General features: G+C 40.0%; 11 protein-coding genes. 7 read left to right on the plus strand and 4 right to left on the minus strand.

Features of this window, described 5'->3' with window-relative positions; genetic code table 11:
- Positions 1 to 85: 85 nt before the first annotated feature.
- Positions 86 to 895, minus strand: a complete 810-nt coding sequence (gene ccsA / locus PYV58_RS03135) for a cytochrome c biogenesis protein CcsA (protein WP_004724062.1) — start codon at positions 893 to 895, stop codon at positions 86 to 88.
- Between the two features lie 144 nt (positions 896 to 1,039).
- On the opposite strand from ccsA, the gene ffh reads away from it, so the two are divergent.
- Together ffh and PYV58_RS03145 are read left to right on the plus strand one after the other, a co-directional pair.
- On the plus strand, positions 1,040 to 2,446 hold the full coding sequence (gene ffh / locus PYV58_RS03140) for a signal recognition particle protein (protein WP_004817818.1): 1,407 nt from the start codon (positions 1,040 to 1,042) through the stop codon (positions 2,444 to 2,446).
- Positions 2,447 to 2,582: 136 nt separating this feature from the next.
- On the plus strand, positions 2,583 to 3,188 hold the full coding sequence (locus PYV58_RS03145) for an alpha/beta hydrolase (protein WP_034615731.1): 606 nt from the start codon (positions 2,583 to 2,585) through the stop codon (positions 3,186 to 3,188).
- A 7-nt stretch (positions 3,189 to 3,195) separates the two neighbouring features.
- Here the strand turns inward: PYV58_RS03145 and PYV58_RS03150 are convergent, their stop codons facing one another.
- The 3 genes from PYV58_RS03150 to PYV58_RS03160 form a co-directional block, all read right to left on the minus strand.
- Positions 3,196 to 3,867, minus strand: a complete 672-nt coding sequence (locus tag PYV58_RS03150) for a membrane-binding protein (RefSeq protein WP_034615729.1) — start codon at positions 3,865 to 3,867, stop codon at positions 3,196 to 3,198.
- Positions 3,868 to 3,953: 86 nt separating this feature from the next.
- On the minus strand, positions 3,954 to 4,685 hold the full coding sequence (locus PYV58_RS03155; protein ID WP_034615727.1) for a type III pantothenate kinase: 732 nt from the start codon (positions 4,683 to 4,685) through the stop codon (positions 3,954 to 3,956).
- A 302-nt stretch (positions 4,686 to 4,987) separates the two neighbouring features.
- Positions 4,988 to 5,743 carry a biotin--[acetyl-CoA-carboxylase] ligase gene (locus tag PYV58_RS03160; RefSeq protein ID WP_034615724.1) on the minus strand — a complete coding sequence of 252 codons (756 nt, stop codon included), beginning with the start codon at positions 5,741 to 5,743 and terminating at the stop codon, positions 4,988 to 4,990.
- Between the two features lie 30 nt (positions 5,744 to 5,773).
- Between PYV58_RS03160 and PYV58_RS03165 the strand changes: the two genes are divergently transcribed.
- From PYV58_RS03165 to ligA, 5 genes are all read left to right on the plus strand, one after another.
- Positions 5,774 to 6,577: a sulfite exporter TauE/SafE family protein gene (locus PYV58_RS03165; protein ID WP_275059705.1), complete on the plus strand. Its 804-nt coding sequence runs from the start codon at positions 5,774 to 5,776 to the stop codon at positions 6,575 to 6,577.
- Between the two features lie 160 nt (positions 6,578 to 6,737).
- Complete coding sequence (locus PYV58_RS03170) at positions 6,738 to 7,433, plus strand: GntR family transcriptional regulator (protein ID WP_004724049.1); 696 nt, start codon at positions 6,738 to 6,740, stop codon at positions 7,431 to 7,433.
- A 13-nt stretch (positions 7,434 to 7,446) separates the two neighbouring features.
- Positions 7,447 to 10,899, plus strand: a complete 3,453-nt coding sequence (gene smc / locus PYV58_RS03175) for a chromosome segregation protein SMC (RefSeq protein WP_034615721.1) — start codon at positions 7,447 to 7,449, stop codon at positions 10,897 to 10,899.
- Between the two features lies 1 nt (position 10,900).
- Positions 10,901 to 11,917: a cell division protein ZipA C-terminal FtsZ-binding domain-containing protein gene (locus tag PYV58_RS03180; protein WP_034615718.1), complete on the plus strand. Its 1,017-nt coding sequence runs from the start codon at positions 10,901 to 10,903 to the stop codon at positions 11,915 to 11,917.
- Between the two features lie 78 nt (positions 11,918 to 11,995).
- Positions 11,996 to 14,026, plus strand: coding sequence for an NAD-dependent DNA ligase LigA (gene ligA / locus PYV58_RS03185; protein WP_035370689.1), 2,031 nt, complete (start codon positions 11,996 to 11,998; stop codon positions 14,024 to 14,026).
- The last annotated feature ends 241 nt before the right edge of the window (positions 14,027 to 14,267 follow it).

Genomic DNA, 14,267 nt, shown 5'->3' on the forward strand with positions numbered 1-14,267 from the left:
ATAATAAAAGAAAATAAGGCTGATTTTATTCAAGTTACTTATTACAAATAAATTTAGAAAGCATTCAGTAAAATTAGTACATAATTTAGCGATGTAAAATCATTTCCAAAACAAATTTAGAGCCAATAAAGCCAACCGCCAATAAAAAGAATCCAATCATGGTAAAGCGAATGGCTTTTTGACCACGCCAGCCAAACTTATAGTGACCAATTAACAACGCACCGTAAACAAACCAAGACACAATACTAAACACGGTCTTATGTGCTAGGTGCTGTGCAAAGAAGTCATCAATGGTAAAGAAACCAAAACATAGGGCGACAGTTAATAAAACAAAACCAGTAATGAGCATATCAAAAAGTAAGGATTCCATGGCTTGATATGACGGTAAGAAGTTGACCCAAATACGTTTTTTTTGTTTCTTTTTGAGTTCACGGTTTTGAAACCAAATCAAAACGGCTTGTATGGTTGCCATGAGTAAAACAGCATAAGCAGATAAAGACAGAATGATATGGATGTCTAAACCGATAGAATGCTGTTCAATAAATTGATCTGGTTTACTAAAACAAAAACCGAGAATCAAACCAAAGGCGGCAACAGGAATTCCAATCAAATTTAGTGAAAGAACAGGACGATAGGTACTATAAAGCATACTTAGAACCAACATTAACGCAGAAGTAAAAGACATCAAGTTAAAGACGTCGTAATTAATCCCTAGTGGTGTAAGTATGTCGTTATGCAGTACACTTGCATGTAATATCAGCCCTAAACCTGACATGATGCCAATAAACCAAGGGTTTGCGGAACGTTTAGCCATTAAGTGCATGAACAAATACCAAAATGAAGAGGTATAGGCAATTAATGCTAAAATCGTATAAACCAAGGGTAGGCTAATCATGTCAAACCTTTTTCAGGATGATGAATATTCATGTTATAAGATATAAATTCCATGTGAACTACAGTATCCTATAGCATCTTGAGCATAAATTTTCTATTTTAAGAAAGATTTTTTTGCTACTAGCTATTTTAAGCGGATTTTGCAATGTTTGATACCTTAACAGAACGACTCACGCAGAGTCTCAGAAATGTTACTGGCTCTGGGCAGCTAACCGAAGATAATATTAAAGATACCTTACGTGAAGTGCGTATGGCACTTCTTGAAGCCGATGTTGCTTTGCCTGTAACTCGTGAGTTTATTGCGAAAGTTAAGGAAGAAGCATTGGGTCAAGAAGTTATGACTCAGCTTTCACCAGGTCAAGCTTTCGTTAAAATTGTGTATGACGAACTCACCAAAATGATGGGTGAGGCAAACGAAAGCCTAGATTTAGCTGCAAAACCACCTGTTGTGATTCTTCTCGCAGGTTTACAAGGTGCTGGTAAAACCACGACAGCTGCAAAACTTGGACGTTTCTTAAAAGAACGTCAAAAGAAAAAAGTGGCGATGGTTTCTGCCGATGTTTACCGTCCAGCTGCGATCAAGCAACTTCAAACAGTTGCTGCTGAAGTGGGTGTTGATTTTATTGAATCGGACGCTTCTGAAGATCCGATTAAAATTGCACAACGTGCAATTGGTCAAGCCAAAATTAACTTTAACGATGTCTTGATTGTCGATACGGCAGGTCGTTTGCATGTCGATGATGACATGATGGACGAAATTAAAGCATTACACGCTGCAATTGGCCCAACAGAAACCCTATTTGTCGTTGATGCAATGACAGGTCAGGATGCGGCAAATACTGCCAAAGCTTTCAATGATGCATTACCATTAACGGGTGTTATCCTCACCAAAACCGATGGTGATGCACGTGGTGGTGCGGCGCTTTCGGTACGTGCGATTACTGGTAAGCCAATTAAATTCTTAGGTATGGGTGAAAAACTCGATGCCTTAGAGCCATTCCATCCTGAGCGTGTTGCACAACGTATCTTGGGTATGGGTGACGTACTTTCTTTAGTCGAAGAAGTTGAACGTAAAATCGACAAAGAAAAAGCCGAAAAAATGGCGAAAAAATTGCAAAAAGGCGGGAGCTTCAACTTTGAAGACATGCTGATGCAATTTGAACAGATGAACAAAATGGGTGGTATGATGGGCTTCTTGGATAAGTTGCCTGGCATGAGCAATTCAGGCATTCAAGATGCGATTGCACAAGCAAATCCTGAAAAGCAAGTGAAAAAGATGGAAGCGATTATTCAATCGATGACCATTAAAGAACGTCGTAACCCAGACTTAATGAATCCGAGCCGTAAAAAGCGTATTGCAGCAGGCTGTGGTATGGATGTGGTTGAAGTCAATAAACTGATCAAACAACATGCGCAAATGGCGAAAATGATGAAGAAATTTGCCAATCCATCGGGTATGGCAAAAATGATGCGCTCATTGGGTGGAATGCAAAAACAGTTTGGCGGTGGCGGCGGTATGGGACCATTGTTTGGTAATAACGATAAAAAATAAGTCTCATTTTTTTTATAAAAAGCGCCTTAGGGCGCTTTTTTGTTAAATAAAAATAACATACTTTTGTTGGCTGTTTAGATATTCTGAGCCCATTATTTGAATATGATTTAAACAATAATTGATAAGAAGTTGATTTATGAAAAAAGTATTTATCGTACACGGTTATAAAGACTCCCCTGAATATCATTGGTATCCGTGGCTAAAGCAACAAGTATTGTCTACAGGGCATGCATGTGAAGTGATTGATCTAGAACATCCAGAGCAGCCCCAATATGAGCTGTGGAAGCATAATATTACGCAGCAAATTAAGTCACTCAATGACGATACCATCATTGTGGCACATGGCTTAGGAGGGATTGCCAGTCTGGATTTTCTTTCAAGTGAATTATTGGGGCGAAAATTAGGCGCTTTATTTTTGGTTGCGGGATTCAGTAAAAATTTAGCCGTTTTACCTGAACTTAATTTATTTTTACAACACGCTCGGGTCGATGATGCGCTGCTCAGAATGAATATTCTGAATCGCTTTATCTTTTTCTCCAACAATGATCCTTTTGTGCCAGCGCCTGTCAGTATTCAATTGGGTTATTCGCTGAATTCACAAATGATTGAAGTGAAAGGTGCAGGGCATTTTATGGCAACAGAGGGCTATACCAGCTTAACTGTACTTTGGGAAAAGTTAGCAGTTTTATTACAACCTGAATCTCAAACTGGTACTCAGGCTGCATATTCGATTTTATCGTGATGCTGTTTTATTGATTGAGCTTTTGATAAAGCTCGTCAAGAATCTCCTGAGCGTGTTGCTCATCTTGAATCAAATTGCCTTGTTGATCCCAAACCTTACTGTCCAGAATCGAATAATCTTCACTTGGGCTTAATTTTAGTTCAGCTGCAGGTTTGCCATCTTCATACCATACCTTTTGAACGATGGGCTGATCATCTGAATATTCTTCCTGTAGCCCAAGTTGACCATTTGAATAGTACGTTTCAGTTTTTCCAACTAATCTCTGGTCTTGGCTGGTCGATTTAAAGCTGACTTTTCCATTTTCAAAATAGCCCACAACTTCACCGTCTACATATTTACTATCAAAGCTATTTAAGCCTTGAGGGGCTTTAATCCAAAATGGGTCAGATTGTTTTTTACGACTATTTTGATAGAAGTCCTGAACTAAGAAACGGCCATCTTTATCACGACCTAATAATTTTCTGAAATATCCATTTTCTACAGGTGTGAGTGAATAACCCTGATCCATGACTAAGCCGCACTCACAGGCTTCTTCACCTGCATCTGGAGCAAAGTAAGCAATAACGGGTTCAGTTGTTGCCATGGTTGTTGAAGGTGAGTGCGTGGTTTGTAAACTGGTACAACCCACCATTGTGAAGCTCATTAAACAGGCACTAAGCAGTAAGGGTATCGTTTTCATAATGATTGCTCTTTTATCGTGTTTATGGTTGTGTTTATTTATTAAAAATGGAAGATTGCTGATCTTCCATTAAATTGTATTTAGGTTTAAGCGGTTTGTCGATCTATATAGAACTGTAAGCCTTTGAGTAATAAATCTGATTCAATTCTTGGTTGATATTTCTCTAGAAATTCTGCAAATAGATTGGCATCACCACCTGTTAAAATAAGCTTGCGTGGTTGTTGCTCAAGCACTTTTTCAATGGTGCTTAACAGCCCCAAGAAAATGCCATGATGTACTGCATCTATGGTATTCCGACCAGGACTTAGCTCTGAAAAAGCCGCATCTGGAATTTTAATACCTTTGGTTTTTTGAATCAAAGAATCACGTTGTAAGTAGAGGTTAGGCAAAATATAACCGCCTAAATGTTGTAAACCTTGGGTTAAATCAATTGTTAAAGCTGTGCCGCAGCTAATCACACACAAGTCATCATCAGCTTTCGCCACTGCCAAAACTTGTAACCAACGATCGATCCCAAGTTGTTCTATATGGTCATAGCCACAACGTAATCCTGCATATTCAGCATGCACTTTGGCAAAAGTTACCGGAATATCGAGTAATTTTAAAATTTGGACAATGCGTTCGTTGTTCTTTTTATCTTGGACTGAGGAAATTCCAATTTTGTCTAAGCCTAAACCACGGAAATGTTGAATTAAACCCAGTAGCAGATCCGCAGGGGATTGGAGATGTAATTCTGCTGCCTGTTGGATAATTTGATTATTTTCAGTAATCCAATATTTTAGACGGGTATTTCCAATATCTAACCAAAGTGCTTTCATGATTTTGCCTAATTGAAACTGAACACAATCTGCATAATTATTTTATTTGAAAATATTGAACGACTTAGAGAGCATCTCAATCTGATCAATCAAATAGGGCAAATAACCTGCGGTTCATTTTGCTGAACGTTGTTCCGTACTGTTAGTAACTGTTTGCTATGATCTTTGGATCAATACGATTACTGCGCAATATATAGCGAAATGTATAGCGAAAAAAGCCCTGTTTTAAATAATTGCTGATCACTTTTTCACGATACATCTGATCAATCCATCTCATTTTAGACAACGGATCACCTCGTTATTTATGCTTCAGCTAAGCGTAAACGCCCTTGATAGACATTGACTAAGCCTTGAGCTGTCAATAAATTCAGTGCGCCATCATCAGAAATTCCTTTGAAAATACCCTCAATTGAATTTTGAATTTGTTCAAAATAAACCTGTTGATCCATAAAGGCAGCATAGTGATTAAATCGTGCTGCAAGGTTATAGCAACCATGATCAAACCATTGTCCAGCTTGTTGAATTGCCAAATACATTTCTGCAATGATTTGGATTCGATTTGGAAATTGTAGGCCTAATTGCATTATCGAGGTGGTTTGTTGGGTGACATTTTCTTTGGGGATCGGAAATAAGTTGATCCCGATTCCAACAATGGCTTGATGTGGTGAAATGGGCTCAACCAGAATTCCCCCCCACTTTCCTTGAGAGCTATATAGGTCATTGGGCCATTTAATTTGTAATGCTGGTAAATTCTTAAGTGTTGGCATTTGTAAGATATTTAAAGCAATTTCCAATGCTAAACGCCCATCTAAGGGTGTTCGAGTTTCAAGCAATGTGCTTAAATAAATGTTACCAATTGGCGAAACCCATTCCCGTTGGTGCTGACCTCGTCCTTGAGTCTGAGTTTCACTACAGACCAAAACTGTCTTGACGCCGCTGAGCGCAATTTCACGCACATCATCATTGGTCGATGCTGTCGTCTGCTTTAAAAGCAGCACTTCAGGGAGTTCATTTGCTTGTGTAAGAAGTTGTCTAAGATGACGAGTCTCTAAATCCATGTTGAATCTGAGAAGAGTGAAGGAACATTTATGGAGTTAATCATATATTTAGGTATTGGTGCAATCGCAGGATTTGCTGCTGGGCTATTTGGTGTTGGTGGTGGCTTAATTATTGTACCAATTCTCTATGTGGTCTTTACCAAAATGGGCTATGATCCTTCGGTCATTATGCACATGGCATTGGGAACTTCACTTGCAACAATTATTGTAACTTCAATTAGTTCCGTAACAGCGCATCATAAAAAAGGTGCAGTACTTTGGAATGTTTTTAAAAACTTAGCCCCAGGTTTGGTGATTGGCTCATTTATTGGTGCTGGCATTGCAGATATTTTATCAGGTCAGCATTTACAGCTGATTATTGGTGCTTTTGCAATTTGGGTGGCATTTAAAATGTTTAAGGGAGCCAATGTCAAAGTCGATGAATCTAAACAATTACCAACTGCACCTATGCAAATGCTGGCTGGTGGGGGAATTGGAGTTGCATCGGCAATTTTTGGTATTGGTGGCGGAAGTCTGACCGTTCCCTATCTCAACAAAAATGGTGTGGTGATGCAAAAAGCCGTTGCAACATCAGCAGCTTGTGGTCTACCGATCGCAATTGCGGGTGCGCTCGGTTTTATGTTCTTTGGTGCACAAGAACCAACCGAAATTAAAAATTCAATTGGTTATGTGCATATCTATGCCTTTATTGGGATCAGTGTAATGAGTTTTCTCACTGCCAAATTTGGCGCAAAGGTGGCGCACGCACTTTCTCCAGCGATGTTGAAAAAATGCTTTGCATGCTTACTTACAGTGGTCGGTCTTTATTTTATTTATCAAGGTATTACTAAGTAGATTCCGATCAATGGTACTTTTTCTAAACACTGAGTTGACTTAAAATACATTAAAATTGTCGGACAATGTCATGGTTTCAATTGAATTAAATCAGGTACAACTAAAATAATGACAATTGACATTGTCCAAGTAAAGAATAATAAACCAAGATAGGAATTATATGCATTCGGAAGAAGTGGATAGCCTTTCAGAACAGATTGCCAAACATATTAGTGAACAAATTATTAGTGGCGAGTTGGTTGAAGGGGAAAGAATACAAGAACTACGTATTGCCAAAGAACTGGATGTCAGTCGTGGCTCGGTACGCGAAGCCCTTTTGCTTTTAGAAAGAACCCATCTGATTGAAATTTATCCTCGTCGTGGTGCAATTGTCTCAGAAATGTCAGCACAACAAGTCCGTGCATTGTTCGATACCAGCGCATTGTTATTAGGTCAAATCGTGCAACGTATGAGTGAAACATGGCGCAATCATGAAGCTGAAGCGATTCAGCAGATGATGAATCATTTGGTTGAGCAGGTGAAACAAGGCAATACTGAAAAGTTTTATGATGGCATATTTCAATTTTTATCAGGGCAACAGGACATGGTTGGGAATCCCTACCTGATGAAATTTTATAAAGAGTTGTTACCATCCCTGCGAAGAAGTTATTTTTTAACCTTAAATACTTCAAGACGCGAGCTTCAAGAAGCTTTAGAATTGCTTAAGTTGGTGATTGACGCAATTTTAATCCGAAAATCACAACAAGCTACTTTATTTATGGAAGATTTTTGTCGACACTTACGTAATCTGGTGTTGGAATCTCTGACACGGATGAAACAAATCGAACTCGCTTGGGCGCGGAGATCGCGTCGGTAATTACTAGGACATTATGCGTTTAAGCAGCTTAAAACTTTCAGGCTTCAAATCTTTTGCCGATAGTACAACACTACAATTCAAAGATAACCGTACAGCGGTGGTAGGTCCTAATGGTTGTGGTAAATCCAATGTGATTGACGCGATCCGTTGGGTGATGGGGGAATCCAGTGCGCGCCAGCTCCGTGGTGGCAGTATGCAGGATGTTATTTTTACAGGAACGGCAAAACGTAAACCTGTAGGTATGGCAAGTGTAGAACTGCGCTTTGAGAACACCTATGGCAAATTAGGTGGGGCTTATAACGCGTATACTGAACTTGCTGTTCGCCGTCAGGTGAATCGTGATGGAAAATCTGAATACTTTCTCAATGGGACGAAGTGCCGACGTCGTGATATTACCGACATTTTCTTGGGTACAGGTTTAGGTCCTCGTTCCTACGCAATCATCGAACAGGGAATGATTAACCGCTTGGTTGATGCCAAACCTGAAGAAATGCGTATCTTTCTTGAAGAGGCTGCTGGGGTTTCTCGTTATCAGGCTCGTCGTCGTGAAACACTACAACACTTAGAACATACCACGCAGAACTTAGACCGTCTCGAAGATATTGCTTCAGAACTCAAATCACAGCTTAAAACCTTAAAACGCCAGTCTGAAACTGCGGTTCAATATAAGACTTTAGAAACTGAAATTCGTACGTTAAAGATTGAAATTCTATCTTTCCAGTGTGATCGTAGTTCTCGTTTGCAAGAACAATATACGGTTGAAATGAACGAATTGGGAGAGCACTTTAAACTGGTGCGCTCTGACATGAGTACTTTGGAACATGATCTGACTTCAACCAATGAGTTGTTCCAACGTTTGATTCAACAGTCCACGCCTTTGCAAAATGAGTGGCAACAAGCTGAGAAAAAACTCTCTGAGTTGAAAATGACTTTGGAACAGAAACAAAGTTTATTTCAACAGAACTCAGAAGCTTTGGGTAATTTTGAACAGCAAAAAGCTCAAACCAAAGAAAAGATTCAGTTGATGGAATTGCAATTGGAAACCCTGCACAGTCAATTGGAGCAGCAGACTGAACATTTACAACATGCTGAGTCTGAAACACAACAACGTAGCCAAGCCTTTACCGATTTAAAAGCCCAGCAATTGCAAGCACAACAACAGTATGAACAGGTTAAAGTTCAAGTTGAAAAGCAACAGCAGCAAAAAGCACAAATGCAGGCGCAAATTGAACAACTTGCAAAAAATGTTGCGCGTATTGAGCAGCAGAAAGATACCTTAAAAACCCAAGCTGTTCAGGTTCAAAGTCAATTTCAAACTGAAGATGTTCAACAACTTGAGCAAGATAAATTAGCAATCCAAGCTGTAATTGTTGAATTAGAACAAAAAATTAATCAAGCAAAGCAGCAGTTTGAACAACTACAGGAAAGCATTAGTCAGCAAAAAACTCAGATTTCAGCTTTAAAATCTGATGTACAAGTGTTGCAATCTGAACAGAAAAACCTCACCCAATTAATGGCGAAAAGTGCTGTAAATAGCAAGGCTGATACGGTGCAATTGATGCAGGTATTAACGCTGAATGCACAAGGCAAAGCACATGCGCAGCTGGTTGAAAAGTTTTTAGCCAAATGGTTGTCCGCCCATATTGTTGATCAAGATGCAGATTTTGCAGAAAGTGTGGCACGCCAGCTTAAAGCATCAAGCTCGCAAGATAAAATTCAATTGAATGGATTGGCATGTTTAGCAGATTGGGTTGAATCTCCACAGTATTCATTGTGGAATCAAGTCGCTGTAATTGAAAACCTTGCTCAAGCTTTAGCTGTACAAGCACAGTTAAAAGCAGGACAAAGCATATTGACGCTGGATGGTTATCATGTCGGTCAAGATTGGGTGATTGGTCTGTTCTTTGATGAGTCGAGCCAAGCCGCACAGGGTGCACTCAGTCATCGTATTCGCCTTGAAGAAATTGAAACACAACTTGCGCAGCTACAACCACAGTTGATTGAAGCTGAAACTGTATTGCCGAGTTTAAATCAGCAATTGTTGGACCTGCAAAAACAGATCCAAACAGAGCAAGACACGCTAAAACATCAGCAAAAACAGCTACAACAGTTTGATGTGCAAATTGCTAAGCAGCAAAGTGCTTCACAAGCATTTGAGTTGCAGAAAGTTCAGCTGAATAGTCAATTGCAACAGTTAGATGAGCAACTTGAAGAAGATGCAATGCAGAAAGATGATCTCGAAATCGATATGCACTCGGTCATCCTCAAGCTTGAACAAAATCTTCCTGAGTTTAAAACCTTGCAATTCAAATTGGATGAGCTCAATGAGCAGGTTGAAGAACAGCAACAGCAATTACAGCTTAAACAGCAAGACACCGAAACCACACGTCGTCTAGCTGAACAAAATAAACAGCAAATTGAATTATTAGACAAAGACCTCTCCTTCTCTAAAACGCAATATCAACAAATTATTGCGCAAATGGAGCAAGCCAAGAAGTTTGTAGATCCAATTCAATTGGAATTGCCGAGTCTAGAATCGCAATATGCTGAGCAGGCACAACAAACTGAAAAACTGCAAAAAACTTGGAGTGAGTGGCAAGTTGAATTGAATAATATTCAATCCAAACAGCAACAACTTACAGAAATGCGCCATTTGCATCAGCAAAATGATGAGCAATTGCGTACAAAACTGGAAGAGCGACGTTTGGCTTGGCAATCGGCAAAATCAGATTTACAGCATTATTCCGATCAACTTAAAGAGATGAATGCTGAAGTTAAGCAAGGCGTGTTGATTGATTTACCTGTACATCAAGAAAAATTTGAGAAAGCACAACGTCAGTTTGAAAAATTAGGCGCGGTCAATTTAGCCGCTTCAGCAGAATATGAAGAAGTTTCTAAGCGCTTTGAAGATCTAACCCATCAGATGCAAGACTTGGAAAATACGGTTGGGCAATTGAAAGATGCCATGAAGACCATTGACCAAGAAACCAAAAAATTATTTATGGGGACTTTTGATCAGGTTAATGCTGAATTAAAAGTATTATTTCCAAAAGTCTTCAATGGTGGTGAAGCCAGTTTAAGTCTTGAAGATGACTGGCAGTCTGGCGTGAAGTTGATGGCACGACCACCCGGCAAGAAAAATAGTTCATTGGCTTTGTTATCTGGTGGTGAAAAAGCATTAACGGCATTGGCTTTGGTATTTGCTATTTTCCGTTTGAATCCTGCACCTTTCTGTGTTTTGGATGAAGTTGATGCACCTTTAGACGATGCTAACGTTGGTCGTTTTTGTAATTTAGTAAAAGAGCTTTCTGATCAAGTCCAATTCATTTACATTACACATAATAAAGTTGCAATGACGATGGCAACCGATTTGCTGGGTGTGACGATGCCTGAACCAGGCACATCAAAGCTCGTCACTGTGAATTTGGAAGAGGCAAGAGAATACGGTTTAGCCGCGGAGTCGTAGTATGGAAGTCACCACAATTATTGGAATTGTTGTTGCAGTAATCATCATTCTGGTGGGTTTAAGGATGGTGCTACGAAAGCCCAATGATGCCGCACCTTCTTTAGAGTCTGAATTGCATATCAATGAAGACTGTAAACAACCGGTAATTCCTCGTCATGTACGAGATCAATTGCGAACAGACCGTGAGTCTCAAGAGCAAGTGCGTGTTGAACCGAATTTAACTGCTTTAGACTCGGTCGAAGTTGCAGATGAAAAACAGCAAAAGATTGAGGATGTAGCAGCGGAGTCGAATGTTGTTCAGTCAACTGAGCTTGAGCATGCCGCAATTACACAACAAACTGAAAAGACGGAAACAGTGGCAAGCACTGAATCCGCAATAGAGTCTGTAAAAGCACTTGATGTGCAAACACAACCGACGACTCAAACTAACGATTCTGCCAAAGCCGTAGTCAGTCAGGACAAAGAGGAAGCGTTTCAGTTTAATGCCAATGTTGAAACAGCTGAAATCAAAGAGTTTGATGAGGAAAGTAGTATTTTAGATGTTCATTTAAATGAGCAACAAAAATATGATGATGAAAGCGTATTGTCTACGGCTGAAACCATTATTGCGCTGAATGTTTATCCGAATCCACGTAAAGCACTGTCTGGGGATAAAACCTTAAAAATGTTGCTCAAATATGGTTTACGTTTTGGTGAACTCTCTTGCTTCCATCGTTATGAGAATCCAGAGGAAGAAAGCCATTTACTGTTTTCTGTATTACGTGTCACCGACAATGGTCCAGATGGTTTTGATTTAGAAACCTTATCGACTGAACAAGTTCAAGGTTTGGCTTTCTTCTTGGCACTTCCTCATTCAGATGTGCAAAAAGGCTTTGATACCATGGTCAGTATTGCTGGCTTAATTGCCCGTGAAATAGACGGTACGGTCTATGATGAAAACAATCTTGAATTTACCCCACAACTGAAAGAGCATTGGCGCCATAAAGCGATCGATTATCGTTCAGGACATGACGCTTAGCATAACGTCATATTTACTTTATAATTGGTATTCAGAATTTTAGGCGGAGTATTCCGCCTTTTTATGGTGAAAAAATTTATGGAAAATAATCCTGTCGTGACGCAAATGCGTCAATTGATTCAACTCATTGCAAAACATAATCATGCTTATTATGTGATGGATCAGCCGAGTATTGAAGACAGTGAATATGATCAGTTATTTCACCAACTCAAAGCTCTAGAGCAACAACACCCAGAATTGGTTCAGGCAGATAGTCCAATCAATAAAGTAGGCGGAAAACCGCTGTCTAAATTCGAAACCATTACCCATACTGTACCGATGCTGTCCTTGGGTAATGTATTTAATCAGGACGAGTTATTTGCCTTTGCCCGCCGTATCGAAGAACGATTGCCCAATCAAAAGATTCAATATGATGTCGAGCTAAAATTTGACGGATTGGCGATTTCGCTCTGGTATGAAAATGGTGTATTGACACGTGGCGTAACCCGTGGCGATGGTGAAACAGGCGAAGTGATTACGCAAAATGTAAAAACCATTCGTAATTTACCGAAAGTCTTGTCTTCGGATAAAGTGGCAGTGCCACGCTTGTTGGAAGTTCGTGGTGAAGTATTGATGCCAAAAGCCGGCTTTGAACGACTCAATGCTGAAAATGAAGCGAAGGGTGAAAAGACCTTTGCCAATCCTCGAAATGCTGCGGCAGGTAGTTTACGTCAGCTTGATCCAAGTATTGCAGCATCTCGCCCTTTGGCATTCTATGCTTATGGTATTGCACAATGTGAGCCACATCATGGCATTGAGTCGATGTCAGCGAGTCTTGAATGGTTGACTAACTTTGGTTTTGCTGTGGGTGAACGTCATTTTATTTGTGAAAGTATTCAAGAAGTACAAGAAAAATATCAGCAAATCAACCAAGAGCGCCCGAACTTAGCGGTTGAAATTGATGGCATGGTGATCAAAGTTGATGATCTTCAGCAACAACAAAAGCTGGGCTTTTTAAGTCGTGAACCGCGTTGGGCAACAGCGTATAAGTTTCCCGCAGTTGCAGCATTAACAACGGTTGAAAATATTGATTGGCAAGTCGGACGTACCGGGACTTTAACCCCAGTAGCACGCTTGAATCCTGTGGCTGTGGGCGGTGTAACGGTTTCCAATGTAACTTTGCACAATATTGGTGAAATTCACCGTCTGGACGTTCGTATTGGCGATACGGTCAGTGTTTATCGTAGCGGTGATGTGATTCCCAAAGTTGAAAAAGTATGGTTAGAATTTCGTCCAAATGACGTGACAGAAGTGCATTTACCTGAAAACTGTCCAGTATGTTCTTCTCCAGTGGTCATGCCAGAAGGTGAGGCTTTGGCACGTTGTTCGGGTGGTTTATATTGTTCTGCACAACGTATTGAAGCCATTCGCCACTTTGTTTCACGTAAAGCGATGGATATTGAAGGTCTCGGTGATCGTTGGGTAGAGTCACTGTTACATCTTGATCTGTTAAAAGATGTCGCGGATATTTACCATTTACATGAGCATCGTGAACAGTTACTGACCATTGAAAAAATGGGTGAAAAATCTGTCCAAAATTTATTGGATGCGATTGAGAACAGTAAGAAAACCACACTTGCTGCATTTATTTATGCCTTGGGTATTCGTGGTGTAGGCGAGACGACTGCACGTATGCTTGCCAACACTTTCCAGACGCTGGATGCGATTCGTCATGCTGATCTTGAAGCATTGAAGAAAACTCCAGATGTTGGTGATATTACTGCTGAGTGGATTGTTGATTTTTTCCAAGCTCCACATAACCTTGAAGTGATTGATCGTTTGCTTGCAGCAGGGATCCATTGGGATGCACCAGTTGCACCCACCCGTCAGCCTTTAAATGGTGAGAGTTGGGTGATCACAGGCACATTGGCAACCATGGGGCGTGATGATGCGACTCAAATGCTACAAGCACTTGGTGCGCGTGTCAGTGGCAGTGTATCGAGCAAAACCAAATGTGTGGTTGCGGGTGAAAAAGCCGGTTCTAAGCTTGAAAAAGCAGAGAAACTGGGTGTCGCTGTACTGAATGAGCAGGAGTTTTTAGCATTAATGGCTGAGTATGGGCAGGCATAGTTTCGTTTAAATTAACTCTAAAATTACTGTAAAGATACAATTGTTGTATCTTTGCAGTTTTCAAAAATTAAAATCATCATTTCAAGATTGATGCGATAGCAAATCAACAAGTCATCATTTTTTAATAGAATTTTTCGCACTGTATTTTAGCGATTGCATTTCGCAAGGTTGCTTGCTCTATCATTAGTGCGCTATATGATAATAATTCTTATTTATTAGAATTTTCCATTAAACTTAACTT

The sequence above is a fragment of the Acinetobacter sp. TAC-1 genome (assembly GCF_029025845.1).
Taxonomy (GTDB): Bacteria; Pseudomonadota; Gammaproteobacteria; order Pseudomonadales; family Moraxellaceae; genus Acinetobacter; species Acinetobacter guillouiae.

Excerpts from the sequence above, each read along its gene's own strand:
- ccsA (WP_004724062.1), bottom strand. The coding sequence starts at position 895 with ATGATTAGCCTACCCTTGGTTTATACGATTTTAGCATTAATTGCCTAT.
- ffh (WP_004817818.1), top strand. The coding sequence starts at position 1,040 with ATGTTTGATACCTTAACAGAACGACTCACGCAGAGTCTCAGAAATGTT.
- PYV58_RS03145 (WP_034615731.1), top strand. The coding sequence starts at position 2,583 with ATGAAAAAAGTATTTATCGTACACGGTTATAAAGACTCCCCTGAATAT.
- PYV58_RS03150 (WP_034615729.1), bottom strand. The coding sequence starts at position 3,867 with ATGAAAACGATACCCTTACTGCTTAGTGCCTGTTTAATGAGCTTCACA.
- PYV58_RS03155 (WP_034615727.1), bottom strand. The coding sequence starts at position 4,685 with ATGAAAGCACTTTGGTTAGATATTGGAAATACCCGTCTAAAATATTGG.
- PYV58_RS03160 (WP_034615724.1), bottom strand. The coding sequence starts at position 5,743 with ATGGATTTAGAGACTCGTCATCTTAGACAACTTCTTACACAAGCAAAT.
- PYV58_RS03165 (WP_275059705.1), top strand. The coding sequence starts at position 5,774 with ATGGAGTTAATCATATATTTAGGTATTGGTGCAATCGCAGGATTTGCT.
- PYV58_RS03170 (WP_004724049.1), top strand. The coding sequence starts at position 6,738 with ATGCATTCGGAAGAAGTGGATAGCCTTTCAGAACAGATTGCCAAACAT.
- smc (WP_034615721.1), top strand. The coding sequence starts at position 7,447 with ATGCGTTTAAGCAGCTTAAAACTTTCAGGCTTCAAATCTTTTGCCGAT.
- PYV58_RS03180 (WP_034615718.1), top strand. The coding sequence starts at position 10,901 with ATGGAAGTCACCACAATTATTGGAATTGTTGTTGCAGTAATCATCATT.
- ligA (WP_035370689.1), top strand. The coding sequence starts at position 11,996 with ATGGAAAATAATCCTGTCGTGACGCAAATGCGTCAATTGATTCAACTC.